The sequence below is a fragment of the Micromonospora parathelypteridis genome, assembly GCF_014201145.1.
In the GTDB taxonomy this organism is placed as follows: Bacteria; Actinomycetota; Actinomycetes; order Mycobacteriales; family Micromonosporaceae; genus Micromonospora; species Micromonospora parathelypteridis.
On record NZ_JACHDP010000001.1, the window covers coordinates 2536378 to 2552732 of the forward strand.

The 16355-nt window shown below is 72.4% G+C and carries 15 protein-coding genes and 1 pseudogene; 9 read left to right on the forward strand and 7 right to left on the reverse strand.

Annotated features, from left to right (window positions below; translation table 11 throughout):
- From HNR20_RS11200 to HNR20_RS11220, 5 genes are read left to right on the forward strand one after another with little or no spacing between them, the layout of a single operon-like run.
- Window positions 1-327 carry a hypothetical protein gene (locus tag HNR20_RS11200; RefSeq protein ID WP_184178827.1) on the forward strand — a complete coding sequence of 109 codons (327 nt, stop codon included), beginning with the start codon at window positions 1-3 and terminating at the stop codon, window positions 325-327.
- A 27-nt stretch (window positions 328-354) separates the two neighbouring features.
- Window positions 355-852, forward strand: a complete 498-nt coding sequence (locus HNR20_RS11205; protein ID WP_184178829.1) for a WXG100-like domain-containing protein — start codon at window positions 355-357, stop codon at window positions 850-852.
- The gene (locus tag HNR20_RS11210; RefSeq protein WP_184178831.1) at window positions 842-1468 is read left to right on the forward strand and encodes a hypothetical protein; all 627 of its coding nucleotides are present in this window, start codon (window positions 842-844) and stop codon (window positions 1466-1468) included. Before HNR20_RS11205 ends, HNR20_RS11210 begins: the two co-directional genes overlap by 11 nt.
- Window positions 1453-2085 (forward strand): hypothetical protein, encoded by a 633-nt coding sequence (locus HNR20_RS11215; RefSeq protein WP_221309768.1) that lies wholly within the window; start codon window positions 1453-1455, stop codon window positions 2083-2085. The genes HNR20_RS11210 and HNR20_RS11215 overlap by 16 nt, the downstream gene beginning before the upstream one ends.
- 33 nt (window positions 2086-2118) lie before the next feature.
- Window positions 2119-2634 (forward strand): SUKH-4 family immunity protein, encoded by a 516-nt coding sequence (locus tag HNR20_RS11220; protein ID WP_184178835.1) that lies wholly within the window; start codon window positions 2119-2121, stop codon window positions 2632-2634.
- Here the strand turns inward: HNR20_RS11220 and HNR20_RS11225 are convergent.
- The 6 genes and pseudogenes from HNR20_RS11225 to HNR20_RS32875 form a co-directional block, all read right to left on the reverse strand.
- Window positions 2618-3448, reverse strand: coding sequence for a prenyltransferase/squalene oxidase repeat-containing protein (locus HNR20_RS11225; RefSeq protein WP_184188306.1), 831 nt, complete (start codon window positions 3446-3448; stop codon window positions 2618-2620). The two genes, HNR20_RS11220 and HNR20_RS11225, sit on opposite strands and share 17 nt — an antisense overlap.
- Window positions 3449-3551: 103 nt before the next feature.
- Window positions 3552-4733 carry an adenylyltransferase/sulfurtransferase MoeZ gene (gene moeZ, locus HNR20_RS11230; RefSeq protein WP_184178836.1) on the reverse strand — a complete coding sequence of 394 codons (1182 nt, stop codon included), beginning with the start codon at window positions 4731-4733 and terminating at the stop codon, window positions 3552-3554.
- Window positions 4734-4855: 122 nt separating this feature from the next.
- Complete coding sequence (locus tag HNR20_RS11235) at window positions 4856-5593, reverse strand: DUF3152 domain-containing protein (RefSeq protein ID WP_229687084.1); 738 nt, start codon at window positions 5591-5593, stop codon at window positions 4856-4858.
- Between the two features lie 191 nt (window positions 5594-5784).
- A complete protein-coding gene (locus HNR20_RS11240; RefSeq protein ID WP_184178840.1) occupies window positions 5785-6639 on the reverse strand; it encodes a DUF3152 domain-containing protein in 855 nt (284 codons plus the stop codon).
- 5 nt (window positions 6640-6644) lie between these two features.
- Window positions 6645-7619, reverse strand: a complete 975-nt coding sequence (locus HNR20_RS11245) for an alpha/beta fold hydrolase (RefSeq protein ID WP_184178842.1) — start codon at window positions 7617-7619, stop codon at window positions 6645-6647.
- Window positions 7620-7642: 23 nt separating this feature from the next.
- Window positions 7643-9391 (reverse strand): annotated as a pseudogene (locus tag HNR20_RS32875) (hypothetical protein); the annotation flags it as partial.
- A gap of 1841 nt (window positions 9392-11232) precedes the next feature.
- Here HNR20_RS32875 and HNR20_RS11260 point away from each other — a divergent pair.
- The 4 genes from HNR20_RS11260 (at window position 11233) to HNR20_RS11275 (ending at window position 15646) form a co-directional block, all read left to right on the forward strand.
- The gene (locus HNR20_RS11260) at window positions 11233-11871 is read left to right on the forward strand and encodes a TetR/AcrR family transcriptional regulator (RefSeq protein WP_184178846.1); all 639 of its coding nucleotides are present in this window, start codon (window positions 11233-11235) and stop codon (window positions 11869-11871) included.
- Window positions 11872-11935: 64 nt separating this feature from the next.
- Window positions 11936-12163, forward strand: coding sequence for a DUF3107 domain-containing protein (locus HNR20_RS11265; RefSeq protein ID WP_110563159.1), 228 nt, complete (start codon window positions 11936-11938; stop codon window positions 12161-12163).
- Between the two features lie 529 nt (window positions 12164-12692).
- Window positions 12693-14381 carry a DEAD/DEAH box helicase gene (locus HNR20_RS11270; protein ID WP_184178848.1) on the forward strand — a complete coding sequence of 563 codons (1689 nt, stop codon included), beginning with the start codon at window positions 12693-12695 and terminating at the stop codon, window positions 14379-14381.
- Between the two features lie 86 nt (window positions 14382-14467).
- Window positions 14468-15646, forward strand: coding sequence for a class I SAM-dependent methyltransferase (locus HNR20_RS11275; protein ID WP_184178850.1), 1179 nt, complete (start codon window positions 14468-14470; stop codon window positions 15644-15646).
- Window positions 15647-15664: 18 nt separating this feature from the next.
- On the opposite strand, the gene HNR20_RS11280 is transcribed toward HNR20_RS11275, so the two are convergent.
- The gene (locus HNR20_RS11280; protein ID WP_184178852.1) at window positions 15665-16114 is read right to left on the reverse strand and encodes a hypothetical protein; all 450 of its coding nucleotides are present in this window, start codon (window positions 16112-16114) and stop codon (window positions 15665-15667) included.
- Window positions 16115-16355: the final 241 nt, after the last annotated feature.

Genomic DNA, 16355 nt, shown 5'->3' on the forward strand with positions numbered 1-16355 from the left:
ATGAACCCACTCGACGTCGACGTCGACTCGGTGCGCCGCGGCGCGGAGGAGCTGGCCCAGGCGAAGGAGCAGGTCGGGCAGGCCTTCGACGCGTTCCAGGCGGCGGTGGGCAGCTACGCGGACGCCTTCGGCGGCGACGACATCGGGATGCTGCTCGGCGTCGCCCACCAGGCCTGTGTGGACGGGCTGACCGAGTGCCTCAGCACCAACCTCACCGAGCTGGAGAACTACGCCGCTGGCCTGCACTCGATGGCGGAGGGATACCGGGCCGTCGAGGAGGGCGTCACCGACATCTTCCAATCAATTCTCGGCAAGCTCGGCGGCTGATCCCGCCGCACGGGGAAAGGAGTCGCCGTGGGCCTGACGCTCCCGGGTGAGCTCGTGTCGTTCCTCTCGATGATCGGTTACGACTGGCCGGAGTCGGACGAGACCGCACTGTTCCAGCTTGCCGGCGAGTGGACCGGCATGGCCGACCGGATCAACGGTTCGGTCGCCCAGTTGGAGTCGGCCGCGCGGACGGTGCTGGACACCAACCGGGGCGAGAGTTTCGCCGCCTTCGCCGAAGAGTGGAACGACGGGGAGTCGGCCCCGCGCAACATCGCCGACGCCACCGACCCGACGAACATCATCGCCATCGGGTTGATGGCCGGGGCGGGCATCGTGCTGGCGTTGAAGATCCAGGTGATCGTGCAGCTCATTCTGCTGGCGATCCAGATCGCGCAGGCGATCGCGACAGCGGTGGTCACCCTGGGGGCGTCGCTGCTGGAGATCCCGATCTTCAAGATGATCACCGGATTGATCGTCGATCAGTTGATCGGCATGGCGGTGGACGCGGTGCTCAATGGCGGGTAAGAAGCGCGACGCCCCTACGCGGCAGGCCAAGGCGAAGGGCGCGCGAATCGTCTCGGCGTTCCTGGACAACGACGAGGTCTTCCGGACCGCCAAGACCACCGGTGCCAAGGTCACCGAGCCCGCGGTACTGCGTCTGAAATACCGACCGGACTTCGACAAGAGAGACTTCGACCGCAAGGCGAGGGATCTGGTCCGGCTCGGTCAGGAGGGCAAGCTGTCCAAGGCGAAGTCGGACCGGGATAGCAACAGCGTCTACGACCGCAACAACAAGACGATGCGCGACCGTTCGAGCGTGTACCGCGAGCGGATGATCCGGCGGCTGACCAAGAACGGGAAGCTGACAAAGGACCACGGCACCCGGGAGACCAACAAGTACCTGGCCAACAAGTCCCTGGTGGATCGCCTCTACTACCCCAAGCGGAAACAGCCCACCGCCGTCGGCCAGGGCGTCGACGCGGACCACATCCAGGAGCTGCAGCTGGATGGGGAGGATGCATACGATAACCTCAGGCTGATGGACGCCTGGACCAACCGCCAGATCGGCAGCGACATCTCCGTCGCGCTGCGGAACGTCCCCGAGGGCCACCCGATCATCGTGAAGTGGATCGACGAGTGAGCAGCCCCGACGCCACCGGCGTGCTGGCCGAAATCCGGGACAAGCTGGCGCTGCTCACGCGCCTGGAGGCCGAGCACGGCTTCGGCGTCGTCATCGAGGACCTGGCTCCGCTGGAGCCCCTCCCCGACCTGCCCGGCGTGGCGGAGGCTTACAGCCTCCTCGGCCGGGTGGAGGGCGACAACTTCCGGTTCAAGCCCCCCGAGGAGATCACCAGCCCGGCGGCCTGGAGCGCCTACACCGTCGACCCGGACGATCCGATGGGCAGCCCGTTGCCCATCGGCCACGAGATCTGGAGCATTCCGAAAGGCCTACGCAGCGAGATCCCGGGCGGTGCCGCGATCTTCCTGGACATCGAGGACCTCGAGGTCTACTGGATGGAGCCGGGCGCGTACATGTTCCAGTACGAGCACCCGGACGACGACGTCGAATACACGGTCCTCGCCCCCGACCTCGCCACGTTCTTCAACGAGCGGGTGCTCGGTCCGGGCTACCCCGACCTGGTCGCGACAGTCCTCGGCCCCGGAGTCCGCGATCGGCGGCTCCGCAAGGGCCGACATGCCGGAGAGTACGCCGACAACTGGCACCGTCTGCTGATCACCGCCGGCCTGTCGTCCTGACCGAGCCGACTCCTGTGACCACGAAGGATCGTCATGGCCGCTGATCCCCGGTTCCGTGTCCTCTGGCACGAGGACGAGCTCATCCCGTACCCGCGTGAGGCGTGGCTGGACGGGGGCTTCAGCCCCGACCTGCTCCCCGCCGGCGACGAGATCCCGCTCGACGTGGCGGTCGTCTACACCGCCTACCTCGAAGACGACGTCGAGCTGTTCGACACCATGCAGCTGACCACCGAGGACGGCTCGCTGGACATCCGGCTGATCGTGGTGGGCGCGGTCGCCGACAACCCCAACCTGCTCTACGTGCTGGACCCGCGCACCGGCGAGATCCTCCAGTTCGACATGAACCAGAAGGACGTCCAGGGCGTCAACAGCAACTTCCGCACGTTCGTCGAGTTCCTCTACCAGTTCGCCCTCTTCGTCGAGGCCGACGAGGGCAAGGCGGGCCGGGCGGAGCGGGCCGAGACGCTGCGGACGGTGCTGGAGAGCATCGACCCGCCCGCGTTCGCCCCGAACGGCTGGTGGCCGCTGGTGATCAGCCAGTTGCAGTGACCGTCCGGCAGGCCCGGATCGCCCGCAGCGTGGTGTGCACGTCGAACTGGTGACCGTCGTCGCTGTCCCAGCCGCCGTCGCTGCGCTGCGTCCTGGTGAGCCGCTCGCGGGCCGCGACCAGCAACCAGTGCTCCTCGCCCACGTCGACCCGGCGCAGCGTCCCGGCCAGCCAGGCCACGTCCGCCGGGGACAGCTTGGGGATCCGCTCGGCGAGCACCCCCTGGATCAGCGCCGACTCGTAGTACATCTCCTGCCGGTGCAGCACGGCCGCGCTCAGCCAACCGACGGGCACGAAGGACGGCCAGGTGCCGTCCGGGGCGAGCTGCACCGCGAGCGCCTGCGCGGCGGCCTGCACCACCCCGGCGTACGACCCGCCGACCCGGTGGTCCAGCGGCCCGGCGGCCCGGGCGTCCCGCCCGCCCACGCTGAGCCAGAAGCCGGCGTTGGCGGTGAGGTAGAGACGGGCCTCCAGGTCGCCCGGCCGGGCCCACTCCGGGGCGAGGTCGGCCAGCGACGGGTCCTCGTCCCAGCCGCCGTCGGGCAGCTGGCGGGCGGCGAGCCAGTCCAGCGCGTGCCGGGCCGCAGGCCGACCGAGGGCGCCGAGATCGTCCAGCTCGGCGAGGCGGTAACAGGTCGCGTCGACGGAGCCGACGGTACCGTCCAGGACGGCCGGCCAGCCACCGTCGGGCGTCTGCCCGGTCTCGGCGGCGTCGAGTACCTCGTCCGGCACCGGCGCGCCGGTGCGCAGCCAGGAGAGACGCGCGCGGTCGACCGCGTCTCCGTGCGCCACGACGAAGCCGATAGCGGCGTCCATGTCCACCACGGCGGTCACGCTACCTGCGGAAAGGTCGTCGCGCCTCGGGGAATCGGCCGAGGCCGGGGCGGGTGAGTGGCCCGCCGCCGGCCCCGGTCGTCGCTCAGTACGCGGGCAGCGACGGGTCGATCTGCTTGATCCAGGAGAGCACGCCGCCCTGCACGTGCACGGCGTCCCGGAAACCGGCCGCCTTGAGGGCGGCGAGCGCCTCCGCCGAGCGGACGCCGGACTTGCAGTGCAGCACGATCTGCCGGTCCTGCGGCAGCTTCGCGAGGGCCTCCCCGGAGATGATGTCGCCCTTGGGGATCAGGGTGGCGCCGGGGATGCGGACGATCTCGTACTCGGCCGGCTCCCGTACGTCGACCAGGAAGATGTCCTTGCCGGCGTCCTGCCACTCCTTCAGCTCCAGAGCGGTGATGGTCGAGTCGACCGTCGCCTCCTGGGCCTCCTCGGAGACCGCGCCGCAGAAGTCCTCGTAGTCTTCCAGCAGGTCGGTGACCGTCGGGTTCTCGCCGCAGAGCGCGCAGTTCGGGTCCTTGCGGACCTTGATCTTGCGGTATTCCATCTCGAGGGCGTCGTAGACCATCAGGCGGCCGACCAGCGGCTCACCGATGCCGGTCAGCAGCTTGATCGCCTCGTTCACCTGGATGGAGCCGATCGACGCGCAGAGCACGCCGAGCACGCCACCCTCGGCGCAGGAGGGGACCATGCCGGGCGGCGGCGGCTCCGGGTAGAGGCAGCGGTAGCAGGGACCGTGCTCGGCCCAGAACACCGATGCCTGGCCGTCGAAGCGGTAGATCGAGCCCCAGACGTACGGCTTGCCGAGCAGCACCGCCGCGTCGTTGACCATGTAGCGGGTGGCGAAGTTGTCGGTGCCGTCGACGATCAGGTCGTACTGGGCGAAGATCTCCCGGACGTTCTCCCGGTCCAGCGCGGTGTTGTGGATCTCCACGTTGACCAGGGGGTTGATCTCGCGGATCGACGCGGCGGCGGACTCGGCCTTGGACCGGCCGATGTCGGACACGCCGTGGATGATCTGACGCTGGAGGTTCGACTCGTCGACGGTGTCGAAGTCGATGATGCCGAGCGTGCCGACCCCGGCTGCGGCGAGGTACATCAGGGCGGGCGAGCCGAGGCCACCGGCGCCGACACAGAGCACCCGGGCGTTCTTCAGCCGCTTCTGCCCGGTCACTCCGACATCCGGGATGATCAGGTGGCGCGAGTAGCGGCGGATCTCGTCAACGGTCAGCTCGGCGGCGGGCTCGACGAGCGGGGGCAACGACACGGTGGACTCCCCGGGATCGGCGGTGTGAACCGCGCCATTGTTGCTCGCGGGAGCCCCACTCGGCCATGAGGGACGCCACTGGTCCGCGATGCGGGAGCGGGAATAACCGACGACCCGGCCGATCAGGGGACGATGTCACCCGCGTAGCGACGGCCGTCGAGGTATGGCCAGGCGTTGGCGAGGCAGCCATTCAGGCCGTACGTCTGCTGCTGCATCACCGGAGCGGCCTCACCCGGGCCGGGGCAGGCCTCGTGCTCCTCGCCGAACTCGTGGCCCACCTCATGGTTGATCACGTAGGTGCGGTAGGTGTCCAGCGGCGCACCGTAGTCGGGGACCGCCTCCATCCAGCGGGCCAGGTTGATGATGACCTGGCCGGGCAGGCGGCAGGAGGTGTAGCGCTCGGTGGTCAGCCCACCCTCGGCGCACATCAGCTCGGAGGTGACCGGCGTGGCGAGGTAGATGGTGAAGTCGGCGGCCCCGGCGTCGGCCACCCGCTGCACCCGCAGCTCGTCGGAGGCGATCCAGCTGCGCGGGTCGGTCAGCACCTCGTCCACCTTGGCGGCGAACGCGTCCGCGTCCTGGCCGGTGCCGCGTTCGACCGTGACCCGGTAACGCCGCAGCGGCCCGTCCGTGCCGTGCACGGGTGTTTCGCCGTCGGCCGCAGTGAACCGTCCCGCTCCGACCGACGGGTAGCTGGTGGGCGCCGGGTGCGCGGGCGCCCCTCCTCCGTGGCCCATCTCGCCCTGGGTGGTGGCAGGAGTCTCGGCTGGCGGCTCGCCGCCCCGGTTCACCGTCACGACGATGGCGGCGGCGAGCACGAGCAGGCCGAGCAGCAGACTGCGGCGACGTCGCCGGTGCATCCGGACGGTCGCGGGACGCACACCCCCGTACACCGACCGGCCTGAGGGGTCGGGCGGCGAGGGCGGGCCGTAAGGGGACGACGGCGTCATGACGTCGAGCCTGCCAGATTATTCGGGCATTTCCCTGTTTTTGCCGCTATTGACGCAAGACGCCTGATGGAGGGCAGGGCGGTCGGCGTGTCGGCGGTCGTTCAGAGGGCAGGGCCGGCGTAGCGGCGCCCGTCAAGGTACGGCCACGGGTTGACCCGGCACCCGTTGAGGAAGAGCGTCTGCTGCATCATCACCGGCGCCGGTCGACCCGAACCGGGGCAGCGCTCGTGCCGGTGCCCGAGCTGGTGACCCACCTCGTGGTTGACCACGTACGTCCGATAGACCGTCAGCGGCACGCCGGCCGAGACGAAGTGCGGCACGGACAGCCGCCACCGATCCAGATTGATGATCACCTGGCCGGGCGCGCGGCAGGACGTGTACGGCCGACCCCCGATCCGGATGTCCACCCCACCATCGGCGCACATCCGACCCGCAGTGCGGGCGGTGGCCAGGTAGACGGTGAAGTCGCGGGGCGCGTCCCCCGGCACCTGCTGCAGCCGCAGCCTGCCGCTGTCGACCCAGCTACCCGGCCCGGCGAGCGCCGTCTGCACCGCCTGCGCGAAGTCTGCGGCGTCCTCGTTGCTGCCCGACTCCACCGCGACCCGGTAACGCCGCAGCTCACCCGCGCGACCCAGCACCGGGCCGGAACGCGCGTCGTAGCCGAACGTCCCCGTGCCGGCGCTCGGGACCGCGCCGGACACCCGCAGCACCGGGGGCGGGCTGGACGGCACCGAGTCGGAGGGCGACGGGCTGACCGACGGCGGCAACGGCGCGGCCACCAGCGGCGGCAGCGTGGCGACCTCCTCGGCGGCCAACTGGTCGGCGCCGGGGCGGCCACCCGGTCCTTCGGCGATCACGGTCACCACCGCGCCGACCGCCAACACCACCGCCACCAGTTGGGCGAGCAGGGCGAAGCGCCGCTGACGGCGAACAGGGCGGCGGGCTGAGCTGGGCATCCGGCTCAGCCTGCCAGATCAGACCGCCCGACGGTGTCCCCCGTTTCGGCGAGCAGGCCGACCACCGCCCGGGCGACCAGGCGGGGAACTTCCAGCTGCGCCACGTGACCGACGCCGTCGAGCATCATCAACCGGCTGTCCCGGATGACCCGGGCGGTCTGCGGCGCGACGCGCACGTCGACCAGGCGATCCTGTCGGCCGCCCACCACCAGGGTCGGTGCGCGCACCGACGCGGCGAGGCGCCACAGCGAACCCGGCCCCGGCAGGTACGCCCGCAGGAAACTGGAGACCAGCCCGCGGAACGTCCGGACGTACGCGGCGGCGTAGTGCTCCGCCTCGTAGCGCACCCGGATCTCCTCCAGCGCCTCGGCCCGGCGCTGCGCGCAGATCCGGCTAAGGTCGGCGACGCAGGCCTCCAACACCTGCTCGGCCATCACCTCCGGGGGAAGCTGGGTGAGCCGTCGGGCGACCAACCGTTCACCCCTGGGAATGGCGAGCACCGGCAGCATCCGCCCCTGCAGGGAGCGGCGGAAATCCAGGAACGGCAGCGCCGGGGAGATCAGCGTGAGGGTACGGACCAGGTCCGGCCGGGACCCGGCGACCTGGACCGTGACCGCGCCGCCCAGCGAGTTGCCGAACAGGTGCACGGGGCCCCGACCGGAGTGCTCGATCCAGCGGACGACCAGATCCGCGAAAGCCGGGATGGTGTAGCGGGGGCCCGGCTCGCTGCGGCCGAAGCCGGGCAGGTCGATGGCCTGACCGTCCAGCCGGTCGGCGAGCAGCCCGGCCAGGTCGGTCCAGTTCTGCGACGACCCACCCAGCCCGTGCACGTACAGCGCCGGCTCCGCGCCGCTGGCGGTGGCCGGGGTGTCCCGCACGTACGTGACCAGGCCGTCGAGGCGAACCTCCCGGCCTGGCCACGGCGGCGGGACCTGGTCATCGGGGAGCAGATGGTCCGGCCAGAGGGTGGCACGCTTCATCAATACAGTCTGCCCCGGACCACTCAGGACAGCAGCGCCTCCAGCCGACGATTCACCGCCGCGAGCGTCGCCCGGACCACCGCCTGCCGCGGATCACCGGCGACCAGGGCCGAACCGGCGAGCTGCTCGACCCAGCCCTCACAGACGAGCAGCACCACCACGGTGGCGACTTCGCAGTTGCCGAACGGCACCACCGCCGCGTGCTCGACGAAGCAGCGCCCCCGCTCGGCGTTGTCGGCGCCACGCAGCAGCTCGTCCACGGCGGCGGCCGCCGCCACCGCGCAGAGCCGCAGCACGTAGCCGTCCACGGCCGGCCCGGTGGCGTACCCGGAGGCGCTTTCGCCATCGGCCAGCAGCCGGACCTCCACGTTGGCGTCCAGGCCGAAGGTGCTGACCTGCACATGGTCGATGACCACCCGCGGACCCGGCGTGCCGCCGGTGTCCAGCGGTCGGGACGGCGCCGACTCCGTCGTGGTCACCTGACCACCGGAGTACGACGTCCCGAGCGTCGCCGGGCTGCCGGTTGCGGCACCGGCCGGGGCGGCGGAGACCGATCCCGGTTCCTCGACGGTGGCCCGACCCCGGTGCGGCGCGTTCGGCCGGCGACGGCGCGAGGTGTCCGTGCCGGTCCACTGCTCGGGGTCTGCCGGCGTGGCCTCCGCCGGACCACCGGACGGTCGACCGACCGCTGTCGACTCGGCCGCCCGGATCTCGCCGGTACGCGGGTCGGCACCGGCATCGCGCGGGGTCGTGCCCTGGGGCTCCGCGGTACGCCGATCGGCAGGTCGGGGCTCGACAGGTCGGGGCTCGGCAGTTCGGGGCTCGGCCACGCGACGGCGTACCGGCGGGGGTGGGGTGGTGGGCAGGCCGGGCACGTTCTGTGGGGCGGCGGCCAGCCCCATCCGCTCCTGGAGCAGCCGGGCCACCTGTCGGCTCACCTCGGCCGGGTCGGCGCCGTCGGCCAGGTCCAGTCGCAGACTGTGCGCCCCTGCCGGGGTGCGGCGCAGCGCCGCGTCGCGGACACCGGCGACCTCCCGAACGGCGTCCAGGATGGCGTTGACGTCGAACCCCTCGGGGCGCTCCCGCAGTGGGGCTGGCTCGTCCTCACGGCGGAGGTGGGTGGCGATGCGGGCGCGCTCCGGGGTTTCGGCGGGTGGCTCCACGGCTGGCGGTTCCGGCACGACGGGCACGTCCGGTTCCGCGGGGACGCGTTGCGGCAACACCACCGCCCTCGGGTCCGGTTGGCGGGCGTCGTCGGCCGGGTCGGTCGGCGACGTCAGGTCGGGGGCGGATCGGCGAGCCGCGTAGGGGGAGGTGGACGCGGACGTGGGCCGGTCGCGGCGATCGGACCCCATCGTGGCGGGGGGTGGGACCGCTCCGCTGGAGGACGACGTGCCCTCGGCGGAGGACGGGGCGTTTGTCGACACGGGTGCGCGCGGTGGATCGACGGGCGACGGCCCGGGCGATTCGGGTGTCGCCGGCCGGAGTCGGAACGGCGCGGCCGGCCGGATCTCGGGCCGTGGCATACCGGGCGTCTCGCTCGCGTCGCCCCCGAGGGGTCGGCTCGCCGACTGGCTCGCCGCCCAGGACGGGCGCTCCGCGGCGGCCGGGGGGATGCGACCCTCGGACCAGTCCGGCCGCTCGGCACGGGCGGCACTCGCCGGGGTGGTGGACGCACCGCTCACCCAGGAGGGGCGCTCCGCCACCAGGGGCGGGCCCGCCGGAGCCGGTGGCGCGTCGGCCAACGTGGGAGGTGGCCCGGCCGGCGCCGGGGGTGGCGCGGCAGGTGGCGCCGTTGGCGCAGCAGGTGGCCCGTCGGCCGACGCCGAGCTGGCGGCCCAGGAGGGGCGCGTCGGCGGGGAACTGGTTGGCGCCGGATCGGATCCCCCGGCCCAGGACGGCCTCACCGGCGGAACGCTCGTCGACGCCTCGGACCCACCGGCCCAAGAAGGCCGAACCGGCGGAACGCTCGTCGACGACTCCGACCCACCGGCCCAGGACGGCCGAACCGGCGGAGCGCTGGTCGGCTCGGAGTCGGCTCCGCCAGCCCAGGACGGCCGCTCAAGACGGGGTGCGCTGGTCGGCGTCGAGCCGCCGGCCCAGGCCGGCCGGTCGGCGGGCGGGCCACTGGTCGGCGTCGGACCGCCAGCCCAGGTCGGCCGCTCGGCGGGCGGGCCACTGCTCGGCGTCGGACCACCGGCCCAGGTGGGGCGTTCGACGACCGGTGGTGTCATGCCTGACGACGCCGGCGGGCCACTGGTGGGAGGCGGGTCCGCGTCGGCGGCCCGGAGCGGGCGATCAGCAGGCGGCACGGCAGCCGGTGCCGCCCAGGACGGACGGTCGGACGGCGGCGCGCTGGTTGGTTCGGCGGGGCGCACCGGCGCGGCATCGGACAGCGACTCGCCCCGGGTCGATTCGTAGGGGTGGGGCGGGTCGGCGCGCACCGGCTCGTACGGCTGGTTGGGCTCGGCGACCCAGCCCGGCGGGGACTCGTCCCGCGACGTGGCGCCAGCCGACTCGTCGTCCTGACGGGACCAGGGCGGGGCCCATCCGCCACCCCAACTCGGGCGGTTCCAGCTCGGCCCCGACCAGTCCGGCTCGATGGCCGACGATTCTCCGGCACGAGGCGCGTCACCGGCACGGCGCGATTCTCCTGGCCGGGAGCTTTCGGCGGCGCGACCCGGCTCGGTCGCGTCGGCGTGCCCGGCCGGTCCGGTGCGTCCCGGCGTTGCCGGGCCCCCCGGTGGCTGTGGGTCCCGCCAGTCGCGTGGCACGGCCGGAGGTTCGTCGGCGGCCAGCCGCTCGCTGGTCGGCGCGTGGAAGCCGGGCGGCACCTCGAAACCCGACGCGGCGGTGCCGACGGGCGGCACCTGGACGGCCGGCGGCGCCGAGGTGGGCAACCCGGGCTCGGCCCAGCGAGCCCGGTGCGCGGCGGCCGGATCGGCGCTGGAGCGTTTGGCGGGGCCCGTGTCGGGCTCGCCGCCCCCCTGTTCCAGCGAAGGTACGGGTCGTTGGGCGGGCACCACCAGCCGGTCGCTGGTCGCCTCGGGTCGACCCTCCGCAGGCAGCCCGGGCGGCGCGCTCACCGGCGTGGGGCGTCCTGCGGGTGGTTCGAGACCGGGACGGCGAACGCCGTTGGTCTCGTCCGGGTGGTGCACGCCGTTGGCGTGGTGGCCGTTGGCGTGGTGGCCGTTGGCGCGGGCCGGCGGATCGAGGTCACCCGGCAGCCCGACCAGGGGCGGCGGCAGGTCGCCATGACGGGTGGAAGAGGTGCGCCAGCCGGACGCGGGGTCGGGTTGCCAGCGTGGCGCCTCGTCCCGGGCATCCTCACGATCGGCGGCTCGTGGCCACCCACCCGCCGGGGGCGCCCACCCGCTGACGGGACGGCCCGGGTCGTCGTGCTGACCCGCTCCGTCACCGTGCTCTCCCGGGGTGGCGGCTCCGGGTTGCCCTGTTTCACTCACCGCGCGCTCCTTGGTCGCCCTCGCTGAGGCTACCGTGTGCCGAGAGTGGCGATAAGTTACAGCGGCGGGCCATTTCCACGACGGGGGTCACGGGCTTCGCCCGGTCTGGGGGGAAAATGCCGGCTCGTACGGAGAACTCGGAGGATCCCATGACCGCTGCGGGGAACGGTGCACAGACCGCTGGCCGGCCCACCCGCCTGCCCCGCTCCGCGCGCCGAAAGCAGCTCCTCGCTGCGGCGCAGGAGGTGTTCGTCGCGCAGGGTTACCACGCCGCCGCGATGGACGACATCGCCGAGCGGGCCGGGGTCTCGAAGCCGGTGCTCTACCAACACTTTCCCGGAAAGATGGATCTCTACCTGGCGCTGCTCGACACGCACTGTGACGCCATCGTCGCTAAGGTGCACGACGCCATGCGCGGCACCAGCGACAACAAGGAACGGGTCGGCGCCTCGGTGCGGGCGTACTTCGACTTCGTCGACCACGAGAGTGAGGCGTTCCGCCTCGTCTTCGAGTCGGATCTGCGCAACGACCCGGCGGTGCGGCAGCGGGTGGAGCGGGTCGAGCAGGGCTGCATCGCGGCGATCACCGACACCATCATCTCGGACACCGGGGTGAGCCGGGCGCACGCCGAGTTGCTCGCCTCCGGGCTGGTCGGCGCGGCGGAGACGGCCGCCCAGTTCTGGCTGGCCGGAGGCCGGCAGGTGCCGAAGGCCGAGGCCGAGGCGTTGGTGGCCGCGCTGTCCTGGCGGGGCATCGCGAGCTTCCCGCTGCAAGGTGAGTCAGCCTGACCGCCGACCCCGTGATCGGATAGCCTTCGCAGGGCGGTTCTTTCGCCCCAGTTGAGGAGGCACAGTGGAGGTCAAGATCGGCGTGCAGTACGCGCCGCGTGAGCTGGTACTGGACAGCGCTCAGTCGCCGGCCGAGATCGAGCAGATCGTGACCGACGCCTTCGCCGGTAACGGCGGCACGCTCTCCCTGACCGACGAGAAGGGCCGGCGGGTCATCGTTCCGGTCGAGAAGGTCGCCTACGTCGAGATCGCCGAGGCGTCGCCCCGGTCGGTCGGTTTCACCGTCCGCTGACCGGTCCGGCCATCGCGGCAGGTCGGCGTCGACCCACCTGCCGCAGGCCGGTGCCGGGCCCGACTCGCCCGGGTGGCCGGTTCGTCATTCCGACGGCGGTCATCCGCGTGGTGTGCGCGGCGGCGGGCCTCCCGCACAGCCCCGGCACGTCGGCCCGGCCACCCGCGCGCGGTGAGCGCGGCCCGCTCGGCCGACCCCTCGGCACTTCCCGCGCATCGGCGACCGCTCGGATGACTCGTCGGTCATCGCGTCGCCGAGGACGCCCCCCGCCCTCACCGATCGTGTGATGCAGATCATAATCCTTGCCCCCGCGTGGCGCCTGGCCGGCTGGGAATCGGGACGGGGCCATGCCTGTTCAGGTAGCATGGAGCAGTTGCCGTGGGCGCCGATCTGATCGAAGCTCAGCCCGCGGCGCGCGTGCGGCCCGGTCCGGCTCGGCAATCTGCCGCCGACCGTGTGGCCCGCGTCACACCGATCGCGCCCTGAGGACATGACGGGCGCACCCACGAGAGGGCACCCCCACATCCACATGAGCGAGCTGACTCAAGATTTGATGGACGGCCAGGAACTGGCCCCCACAGCCCCGGTTCGACCGGAGGCCCCCACGTTCGCCGCACTCGGCGCCCGTGCCGAGACCGTCGAGGCATTGGCCGCGGCCGGCATCACCCGCGCCTTCGCCATCCAGGAGTACGCGATCCCGATCGCGCTGCGCGGCGTCGACCTGATCGGTCAGGCGCCCACCGGCACCGGCAAGACCCTCGGCTTCGGCGTCCCGCTGCTCGACCGGGTCTTCGCACCGGGCGAGGGCAGCGACGGCGTCCCCCAGGCACTGGTCGTCGTCCCCACCCGCGAGCTGGGCATCCAGGTCGCCAAGGATCTGGCCGCCGCTGGCCGGACGCGAGGCGTCCGGGTGCTGCCGATCTACGGCGGCGTGGCGTACGAGCCGCAGATCGACGCGCTGCGCAAGGGCGTGGAGATCCTGGTCGGCACCCCCGGCCGGCTGATGGACCTGCAGAAGCAGAAGCACCTCCGACTGGACCGGGTGCACGCACTCGTTCTCGACGAGGCCGACCGGATGCTCGACCTGGGCTTCCTCGACGACGTCGAGAAGATCCTGGCGATGCTTCCGGAAGACCGCCAGACGATGCTCTTCTCGGCCACCATGCCGGACCCGATCGTCACCCTGTCCCGGCGCTTCCTGCGTCAGCCGATGACGATCCACGCCGGGCACACCGCCGAGACCGGCCCGTCGCCGCAGACCCAGCAGCTGGTCTACCGCACCCACTCGATGAACAAGGTCGAGGTGGTGGCGCGCATCCTCCAGGCCGAGGGGCGCGGGTTGACCATGATCTTCACCCGTACCAAGCGGGCCGCCGACCGGGTCGCCGAGGACCTCGACTTCCGCGGGTTCGCGGTTGCCGCGGTGCACGGTGACCTCGGCCAGGGTGCCCGCGAGCGGGCGCTGCGGGCCTTCCGGGCCGGCAAGATCGACATTCTGGTCGCCACCGATGTGGCGGCCCGAGGGCTCGACGTCACCGGCGTCACGCACGTGATCAACTATGACTGCCCGGAAGACCAGGACACCTACACCCACCGGATCGGCCGTACCGGCCGGGCGGGCGCGACGGGTGTCGCGGTGACCTTCGTCGACTGGGACGACATGCCGCGCTGGCGGATCATCGACAAGACCCTCGGTCTGGAGATGCCCGAGCCGCCGGAGACGTACCACACGTCGCCGCACCTCTACACCGACCTGCACATCTCCACCGAGGTCAGCGGCACGCTGCCCACCGCCGAGCGCACCCGCGCCGGGCTGTCCGCCGAGATCGAAGAGGATCTGGGTGGGACGACGCGCTCCCGCCGGGGCGACAGCGGCCCTCGGGGCGGCCGACGCGGTGAGAGCCGGGGCGAAGGCCGCGGCGAGCGCCGTGGTCGGGGCGACGGCCGTCGTGACCGCTCCGACGCCGGCACGCCAGCCGTCGCCGAGGCGCCCGTCGGCGACGCCGCCGAGGAAGGCACCCGTACCCCGCGCCGTCGGCGTCGCCGCCGGGCCGGCGATGCGGTCGCGGGCGAGCCGACCGCGGTGATCTCCACCGACGCCGGTCCCACCGAGCCGGCCGTCGCGTCCGAGGGCGAGCCGTCGAAGCCGCGCCGCCGTCGGCGCCGCCGTGGTGGCGGTTCCGACGCGGGTACGCCGGCCGAGGCGACCGCGGACTGACCACCAGCCACACCTGACATCCCCCGCACCGCCACGCGCGGTACGGGGGATGTTGCCTTCCCACCCCACCTGCCGAAGATGGAACGATGCCGGAATCACTGGACGCCGCCCTGACCGAGGTCCGGGCGTTGCTGCTCGACCCCGCGCTGACCCGGGCGGTCGCCGCCGGACGCCGGCGCGGGCACCGTCCCACTGTTGTTCGGGCCGAGTTGCGGCCGGTGACGCTCAAGGCCGGGCCCAGACTTCAGATCGCCACGTCCGACGGCGCTCGTCCGTACACCCGCAACGTCGCCCCCGGTCCCGAGGCCGCTGTCGCGGTCGACGAACTGCTGGCCGAGCCCTTCGGCAACTGGCACGTGGAGACGGCCGACGCGACGCTCCAACTGCGGGTGACCAAGTCCGGCGAGGCGCAGGTGCACCGGGCGGCCGCGACGGCCCGTCCGGCGGCGACGCCGGGCGGGAACGACCGGACCAAGGAGTACCTGCTCGACCCGGGCGATGAGATCTTCGCCGAGATCGGCGGGTCGGCGGCCAAACGCCGCCAGGTGGACGCGTTCCTGCGTGCCCTGGCCGCGACCCTGCCCGACGACCTGACCGGTCCGCTGCGGGTCGTCGACCTGGGCTGCGGCAACGCCTACCTGACGTTCGCCGCGTACCGCTACCTGTCGAACCGAGGGCTCGACGTCCAGCTGATCGGCGTGGATGTCCGGGAGGACCAGCGGCGGCGCAACACCGAGCTGGCCGAGCGGCTGGGCTGGGCCGAGCGGGTCAGCTTCGTGGCCGGCACGATCGCCGACGCCGTCGTCGACCCCGCCCCCGACCTGGTGCTGGCGCTGCACGCCTGCGACACCGCCACCGACGAGGCGCTGGCCCGCGCGGTGCGCTGGGAGGCCCGCTGGGTGCTGGCCGCGCCGTGCTGCCATCACGACCTGGCGAAGCAGCTCCGCGCCCACCCCGCCCCGGCCCCGTACGAGCTGCTGACCCGACAGGGCATCCTGCGCGAGCGCTTCGCCGACGTGCTCACCGACGCGCTGCGGGCCGGGCTGCTGCGGGTGCACGGATATCGGGCCGAGGTGGTGGAGTTCGTGGACTCCCAGCACACGCCACGTAACCTGCTGATCCGCGCCCGCCGTACCGGCGCTGCGGCAACCGAGCCGCAGCGCGCGGAGTATCGCGAGCTGGTGAACCAGTGGCAGGTCACGCCCCGGCTGGAGACCCTGCTGGCCGCCGGCGAACAGCCGATCGACCAGCAGCCCGTGGCCTAGCCAGCCCCGGGGCGAGGGCTAGCGACGCTTGTCGCCGCGCTCCCGGCCACTGTTGCGCTCGCCGGCACCACCGTCGAGGACCGTCACCCGGTCGCCACCGCTGCGCTGGCTGGCCCACTCGGTGTCGCCGGGGGCGGTCGGGAACGGCACCACCTTGCCCGTGCTCTCGGCGTTGCCGGCGGCGGTGAAGGCGTTCCAGGAGATGTCGACAAGCAGCTTCTTCATCTCCGCGTGCCGGATGGCGGCGTTGTGCTGCAGCGCCATCCGGGCGCCCAGCACCACGCCCAGCAGCGTGGTGGTGATGGCGCCGGTGGCTGCCAGCACCTGGAGACCGGTCGCCGAGTCGGTGCGGAGCACCAGGACCAGCAACCAGATCCAGAACGTGGCAGCGAAGACGCCAGCCTTGGCGACGAAGAAGAGGCTGACCGCACCGGGCTGGTACGGCTGGGGACGGCTCGATTCGGCCATGGTGCTCCTCGGCGGTGGTCCGGTCGAACACGGCAGGCGAACGAACGCCATGCCGGGGCGGGCACCGAGCTTAGTGGAAGAACGATGGTGATCGCTCGGTGCCATTTCTGGTTGGTACGCATCCTGACGGATGCAAAGTCCCGCCCACGGGACAGTTTGTGCGATCAGTCAGTTGTTTCCGACCCTGGGAGTACTACCCTCGGAAGGCAGATCGTCCCAGTGCTCGGCAGGGAGGAACAGA

Excerpts from the sequence above, each read along its gene's own strand:
- HNR20_RS11200 (WP_184178827.1), top strand. The coding sequence starts at position 1 with ATGAACCCACTCGACGTCGACGTCGACTCGGTGCGCCGCGGCGCGGAG.
- HNR20_RS11210 (WP_184178831.1), top strand. The coding sequence starts at position 842 with ATGGCGGGTAAGAAGCGCGACGCCCCTACGCGGCAGGCCAAGGCGAAG.
- HNR20_RS11220 (WP_184178835.1), top strand. The coding sequence starts at position 2,119 with ATGGCCGCTGATCCCCGGTTCCGTGTCCTCTGGCACGAGGACGAGCTC.
- HNR20_RS11225 (WP_184188306.1), bottom strand. The coding sequence starts at position 3,448 with ATGGACGCCGCTATCGGCTTCGTCGTGGCGCACGGAGACGCGGTCGAC.
- HNR20_RS11235 (WP_229687084.1), bottom strand. The coding sequence starts at position 5,593 with ATGCACCGGCGACGTCGCCGCAGTCTGCTGCTCGGCCTGCTCGTGCTC.
- HNR20_RS11240 (WP_184178840.1), bottom strand. The coding sequence starts at position 6,639 with ATGCCCAGCTCAGCCCGCCGCCCTGTTCGCCGTCAGCGGCGCTTCGCC.
- HNR20_RS11245 (WP_184178842.1), bottom strand. The coding sequence starts at position 7,619 with ATGAAGCGTGCCACCCTCTGGCCGGACCATCTGCTCCCCGATGACCAG.
- HNR20_RS11260 (WP_184178846.1), top strand. The coding sequence starts at position 11,233 with ATGACCGCTGCGGGGAACGGTGCACAGACCGCTGGCCGGCCCACCCGC.
- HNR20_RS11270 (WP_184178848.1), top strand. The coding sequence starts at position 12,693 with ATGAGCGAGCTGACTCAAGATTTGATGGACGGCCAGGAACTGGCCCCC.
- HNR20_RS11275 (WP_184178850.1), top strand. The coding sequence starts at position 14,468 with ATGCCGGAATCACTGGACGCCGCCCTGACCGAGGTCCGGGCGTTGCTG.
- HNR20_RS11280 (WP_184178852.1), bottom strand. The coding sequence starts at position 16,114 with ATGGCCGAATCGAGCCGTCCCCAGCCGTACCAGCCCGGTGCGGTCAGC.